Genomic DNA, 6,659 nt, shown 5'->3' on the forward strand with positions numbered 1-6,659 from the left:
GGTAAGCCTAAACACCCGTTTAGGGTAGACCTAAACACTCATTTAGGGTTGCCCTAATCCCTCGTTTAGGGTGGGCGTAAATCCCCGGCTACAACAATTCCGTGAATTTATCAAACATGAACTCCGTATCCAGCGGCCCGCTGCAAGCCTCGGGATGGAACTGAGAGGAGAAGAAAGGCTTCGTCTTATGCTTGATACCCTCGTTCGTCCCGTCATTCATATTGATGAACAGCGGTTCCCACTCCTCACCCAGCGTATCGTTATCCACGGCGTAACCATGGTTCTGCGAGGTGATGAAGCATTTCTCCGTGCCTACCATACGTACCGGCTGGTTATGGCTACGATGACCGTACTTCAATTTATAAATAGAAGCACCGCCGGCTTTCGCCAACAACTGGTTACCCATGCAAATACCGCAAATCGGCTTATCCCCGGAAAGCGCCTTACGGATATTCCGCACGGCGGCATCGCAAGTATCCGGATCGCCCGGACCGTTGCTGATAAACAAGCCATCGTATTCCAGCTGATTGAAGTCGTAGTCCCAAGGCACACGGATCACCGCCACGTTACGCCTCAACAGGCAACGGATGATGTTATGTTTCACGCCGCAGTCCAAAAGCACGACGCGCTTTAGGAATTGAGAATTGAGAATCGAGAATCGGGAATCGGAGGCTTCCGATAAAGAACAGGTCTGGCTCGTACCATCGGGCAGGTAACAAATAATCTCCTTGCACGATACCCGATCCACATAGTTCACATGCTCATAATCCTCGATCTTCAATTCCCCATTTCCAATTTCGTTATCGGCATCGCCGATAACGATGCGTCCCATCATCACGCCATGCTCACGCAATTTCTTAGTCAACGCACGCGTATCGATACCGTATATGCCCGGGATCTTCTCCTCCTTCAACCAGTCGCCCAAGCCGCACTCGGCGTTCCAGTGGCTATACTCATGGCTGTAATCGCTAACGATAATCGCCTCGGCGTGGATCTTCTCGCTCTCCATAAACGTAGCGATCCCGTTCGGCTCGAACGTACGAGGCGGGACACCGTAGTTACCAACGAGCGGATAAGTCAACACCATCAACTGGCCTGCGTACGAAGGGTCCGTCAAGCTCTCCGGATATCCGGTCATAGCGGTATTGAACACGACCTCGCCGGCCACCGGTCTCTCATAGCCGAAAGAGTAGCCACGGAAGACGGTACCGTCGTCTAACATCAAAGTTGCTGTTCTGTTTGTCTGCATAGAATCTGTATGTTGTGTCATTTCACTAAATATTCTTCTTCCATATAGTGAATAAAAGCCTCGTTCACTAACCGAGTCCCGCCCGGTGTCGGGTAATCGCCGGAGAAATACCAGTCACCCGGATGCTCCGGACAAGAGGCATGCAAGCCCTCCAAAGTCTGGTAGACAATCTCTACTTTCGCCTGCGTCCCGGCCGGTGTAAGCAACTCCACCATCTTAACGGATATCTCCTCGTCCGTAAACGGGGCGTATATCTCCTTTACGTAATTCACCAACGGACCATCCGCCGCTGTTTGTTGTCGCTTCGCCTTCTGATAAGCGTCCAAGATCACGTATTCCATCCTCCGGTCACGTAACAGGGCCACCGCAGCCTTAAAAGCGATAAACTCGTTCATCCGGGACATATCGATACCGTAATAATCCGGGTAACGTACCTGTGGAGAAGAACTTACGATTACGATTTTCTTCGGATGCAGGCGATCCAAGATACCGATAATACTCTGGCGTAAGGTAGTACCCCGCACGATGCTATCATCTATCACAACCAGATTATCGATAAAAGGTTCAATACTTCCGTAAGTAATATCATATACGTGCGCCGCCAGATCATTGCGGCTATTGCCCTCAGCGATAAATGTACGTAATTTTATATCTTTTATAGCTACTTTCTCCGAGCGGATTCGCATGGAAAGGATTTGCTCCAGTTCCTCTTCCCTAAGCAAGTGACTACGATCGGCGATCCATTCTTTCTTCAGCTTATTCAAATAGTTGTTCAATCCCTCCTGCATCCCGAAATAAGCGACCTCAGCCGTATTCGGGATAAAAGAGAAGACGGTATGATTCAAATCATAATCCACCGCTTTCAAGATCGGATGCACGAGATTATCTCCCAAACGCTTCCTTTCCCTGTAAATATCCACGTCGCTACCCCGTGAGAAGTAGATACGCTCGAAGGAACAAGCCTTATTCTCTTTCGGCTCCACGATCTGGGAGATATGCCACTCGCCTTTCTTGTTGACGAGTATCGCCTCTCCCCGATTCAACTCCCGGATATTCTCTACCTGCACGTTCATCACGGTTTGTATAACCGGACGCTCGGAAGCCAACACGATAATCTCATCATCCGCATAATAGAAGGCCGGACGGATTCCCCACGGGTCCCGTACGCTAAACGACTCGCCACTACCGGTGATACCGCAAATCACGAAACCACCATCCCAGCCCGGAGTACAGCGCTTCAGCACGTTCGACAAATCGATTTGATCCTCGATGGCATGCGTGATATCCATCCCTCTCAATCCTTCCGCCTCACACTTTTGGTACAGGCGCTCCACTTCCCGGTCCAGCCGGTGTCCCAGCTGCTCCAGCATAATATACGTATCGGAATATTTCCGGGGATGCTGGCCGATCGCCGTGATCTCCTCGAATACCTCATGAACATTTGTCAGGTTGAAATTTCCGCAAACGGCAAGGTTCTTTGCACGCCAGTTATTGCGTCGTAAAAAAGGATGGATATAAGAGATTCCGGATTTTCCGGTGGTACTGTAACGGAGGTGGCCCATATAAAGCTCTCCGGCGAAAGGTAGGTTGGCTTTGGCGAATAGCGGATCGTTGAGTTGCTCGGGGGTTAAATCCTTGTAGTGTTCGTGAACTGCGGCAAATATCTCGGTAATAGCTCCGGTCCCGACGGCCCGTTCACGGAACATATATTCCTCTCCGGCATTTGCCTCTAACTTCACGCAGGCTAAACCCGCTCCTTCCTGCCCCCTGTTATGCTGCTTTTCCATCAGCAAATAGAGCTTGTTTAGTCCATACATCCAACTACCGTACTTCTCGTGATAATACTCCAAAGGCTTCAGTAACCGGACCATGGCGACACCACACTCGTGCTTCAATACTTCCATTGTCGAATCAACTTTTTGATTTTGCCGCAAAGATACAGACAATCCCTAACATATTGTTTAAACAAACATAAAATAATTGACACTTTCACGGAAAAAATGTTTTTATCGGACGTTTGGTTAACAAAGCTTACATTTTATAAGCAAAAGGGAGGGTTTTATTTTCAATCCATAAGCCACTCATTTCCCTCTTGAAAGAGGCCTTTCAAAGATATCCATCCGAGAACCGTAATATTTCCGTAACAGAAAGAAAAACACCAATATTCTTTCTAGCACAGAAATATTCTTGCATAAATTCTTTCTATCATAGAAATAATTCGGTAATTTTGTGCGTAAATATAATTTCCATAGAATGAATACAAATATACTCCAAACACTGGTAACGGCCATGCAACGCCGATTAGCGGCTCTTCCGCAGAGATTGCGACCATTTACCACGGAGTTTGATGAGCTCCCTAAAAACCTGATGCTAACCGGTGCCAGAGGATGTGGCAAATCTACATTTCTACTCCATCATTCACAAGGCAGGCGCTTATTATACTTTTCTGCTGATAATCCGAAGATTATTGGCGAACCGCTCTATGACTTAGTTAGTAGCGTATTCATGCTTGGTTATGAAGGTGTTATTATCGACGAGATTCACTACGCATCAAACTGGAGCATACATCTGAAGGCCTTGTATGATGACTATCCAGGAAAAATCATCTGGATTTCAGATTCCTCATCGTTAGTACTTCGTGATGGCAAAGCCGACTTGTCCAGACGTTATGTAGCGATACAGATGCCTTTAATGTCGTTCAGAGAATTTCTATATCTTGAAACTGGCCAAATATACCCCAAGTATAAACTGGGAGACACAATACTACCTACACAACCAGATGCGGAGCTGTTGAACCATTTCCTCAATTATCGTAGTTACGGTACACGTCCTTTCTACCAAGAGAAAGATTTCGAAGCACGTTACATGGCTATCATCGACAAAATTCTCAATAACGATATACCGTTCTTCCTGCCTAGCATTTCCGAAAACAACCTACGTGTGATGCGAGCCATTATCGGCACACTGGCAAACTCCTCAATACCTCGTGTACAAGTCACCTCCTTATGTTCCGACTGGGGAATAGGAGCGGAAAAACTCTATCAACTACTCTTTGTGATGGAAAGTGTAGATCTATTGAAAATAGTAAGGTACCCCAATGACACGAAAGCCCGTAGCACTGGCGCAAAAATGTTGTTCGCAGACCCATGTGCTTATAAGGTTTTGAATGCTGACCAAGGAACGGAACGTGAAGCCTACATTGTCCACTGCTTTTCTAGGGCAGGTTACGAGATAAACGCCATGAAAGACGAGAAGAAAGGTGATTATGTGATTACAAAAGACCATGTATCACAAACCCTAGAAGTTGGAGGAAAAAATAAAAATCCTAAAGAAGCGGATTACGTCTTGAGAGACAACACCGACTACCCTGTAGGCAACGCCATTCCATTCTGGCTCATGGGTATGATGTGGTAGTCTTTTGTAATACAAAGGTGGTGAGAAGCATAATGTCATGTTTCCGGAAACAAAAAAGGTGTCTGAAAAGGATACCTTCTTTTTTGTTATGCTGCCCGTTCATTATCCATTTTTATTTTTAAACCATCTTTGGTCTTCTCAATTATCTCTTTTCGAGAAGCCATCCTACAGAAATAAGTAAAAAACAAAAGAGAACTGACTTTTTTAGCCAGTTTCCTTATATTATGTGCAATAGCAACCAGGGTAAACTCTGTTTTTACCTTCTCCAACCCTCTTAATCTAAACCGGTTCCATGTCGAGTTATGCTTTATCTGCGCAAAGACTGCTTCCGGTTCTATACATCGTCTGCCCCGATGATAAATACCTTCTTCACTCATGAGTTTTTCCCGTGTTTTTTGTTTATACCTGTTAAGGTTATAGTTAACTTCTATGATCCGGTTAGTCTTTGATTTATGACATTGAGATTTCAACGGGCAACCCTCACAGTTCTGTGCCTGATAACGCTTCAGTACGGATACATATCCCAAATCGGACTTACTTTTCCTTTGACCTTTATATTCCATATGTTGTCCCATCGGGCATACGTAATAATCCCTTTCCCGGTTGTAGTAAAGGTTCTGTATGGCAAAAGCATCCTTCTTCCAGGAACGCTTCTGCTCTTTGTGGAAATAATTGTACTTGACAAAAGCCTCTATACCCGCATTTTCCATAAACTCGTAGTTTTGTTCGCTTCCATAACCGGCATCGGCCACTACTATAGAGGATTGCCTATGATAAGTCTCTCGAAAATCTTTCAAAAAAGGAATTAAAGTTCCCGTATCTCCGGCACGCCTGTAAATCGCCAGATTGGTAATAAATTGATTCTCTGTAGCAATCTGTATGTTATAGGCGGGTTTCAATTGTCCGTTTTTCATATGATCCTCCTTCATGCGCATGAAGGTCGCATCCTCATCGGTCTTACTGAAAGAATTACGGTCCCCTAATTTCTCTAATTGCGATTCATATTTGGCAAGGCTGGGCAGATATTCTTCCTGTAGCTTTTTGACTTGCTTCTGCTCAGCTTTGTTCATCCCGCAGAGCCGTTTGTTTAAAGCGCTCACTTTTTCCCGCAAACCACAGGAATCCATATCCGGTAAGGTATCCGGGGTCCTTTCCTGTTTGTCCTGTTCGATATGTTTGTCAACCTCACTAAGGATTGCCTGTATTTTCGATTCCAGTTTTGTCTTGTTCTTTTCCACGCTGCCACGCCAGACAAAAGTGTAGCGGTTGGATGCCGATTCCACTTTGGTGCCATCAATATACTGTACATCCAAACTGACATAGCCGGATTCCTGTAGCAGTAGAACAATGGCTGAAAACAACGATTTTATATGTTCTTTTAAACGTTTGCCACGGAAATCATTGATCGTGCGGAAATCGGGAGTACTATTACCGGACAACCACATGAAGTGAATATTCTCCTGCAAGGCCTTTTCTATTTTGCGGCAGGAATAGATATTGTTCAGGTAGGCATAAAACAGGACCTTGAGCATCATACGGGGATGGTAGCTGCTGGTGCCTCCTCCTTTATATGACCAGAGCAGACAACTGATATCCAACGCATCTACAACACTGTTTACGACACGGACGGGATGATTGGGAGCGATCTTTTCCGATAAACTGACCGGAAAAAGTACATTTTGGTTGGAAGTTAACTCTTTAAATACTATCTTAGTCATCGCTATAATGTTTGTTTGTTGCAACGGTAAGATAATACTTTTTACTGAAATAAACAATAGCAAAAAGGGGCTGTCACACTTTTTGGACAGCCCCATGTTAAAAAACAACGGATTATCTATTTACCAATCTCGAGGGTAGCCTATCTGCCATATCCTCATTTCCTCTGATTCAAAAATTCTACGATCCTTCCACAAGCCAATCCATCCCCATAGGGATTAACCGCCTTGCTCATCGCATCGTAATAAACAGTATCATCAAGCAACGCCGAGACCTCGCT

4 protein-coding genes and 1 pseudogene are annotated in these 6,659 nt (G+C 45.3%); 1 reads left to right on the top strand and 4 read right to left on the bottom strand.

The features are described 5' to 3' along the window. Window positions 1–88 precede the first annotated feature (88 nt). On the bottom strand, window positions 89–1,270 hold the full coding sequence (carA, locus tag DWX84_RS15100) for a glutamine-hydrolyzing carbamoyl-phosphate synthase small subunit (RefSeq protein ID WP_122377548.1): 1,182 nt from the start codon (window positions 1,268–1,270) through the stop codon (window positions 89–91). Further along, window positions 1,267–3,153: an amidophosphoribosyltransferase gene (locus DWX84_RS15105; RefSeq protein ID WP_044545050.1), complete on the bottom strand. Its 1,887-nt coding sequence runs from the start codon at window positions 3,151–3,153 to the stop codon at window positions 1,267–1,269. The genes carA and DWX84_RS15105 overlap by 4 nt, the downstream gene beginning before the upstream one ends. 349 nt (window positions 3,154–3,502) lie before the next feature. On the opposite strand from DWX84_RS15105, the gene DWX84_RS15110 reads away from it, so the two are divergent. Next, window positions 3,503–4,663, top strand: coding sequence for an ATP-binding protein (locus DWX84_RS15110; RefSeq protein WP_009017211.1), 1,161 nt, complete (start codon window positions 3,503–3,505; stop codon window positions 4,661–4,663). An 86-nt stretch (window positions 4,664–4,749) separates the two neighbouring features. Here the strand turns inward: DWX84_RS15110 and DWX84_RS15115 are convergent, their stop codons facing one another. Both DWX84_RS15115 and DWX84_RS21890 read right to left on the bottom strand, forming a co-directional pair. Further along, a complete protein-coding gene (locus DWX84_RS15115) occupies window positions 4,750–6,381 on the bottom strand; it encodes an IS1182 family transposase (RefSeq protein ID WP_009017210.1) in 1,632 nt (543 codons plus the stop codon). A 155-nt stretch (window positions 6,382–6,536) separates the two neighbouring features. Then, a pseudogene (locus DWX84_RS21890) lies at window positions 6,537–6,659 on the bottom strand (UDP-N-acetylglucosamine 2-epimerase); the annotation flags it as partial.

Origin of the sequence: Parabacteroides sp. AF21-43 (assembly GCF_003635435.1) — a bacterium.
In the GTDB taxonomy this organism is placed as follows: domain Bacteria; phylum Bacteroidota; class Bacteroidia; order Bacteroidales; family Tannerellaceae; genus Parabacteroides; species Parabacteroides distasonis.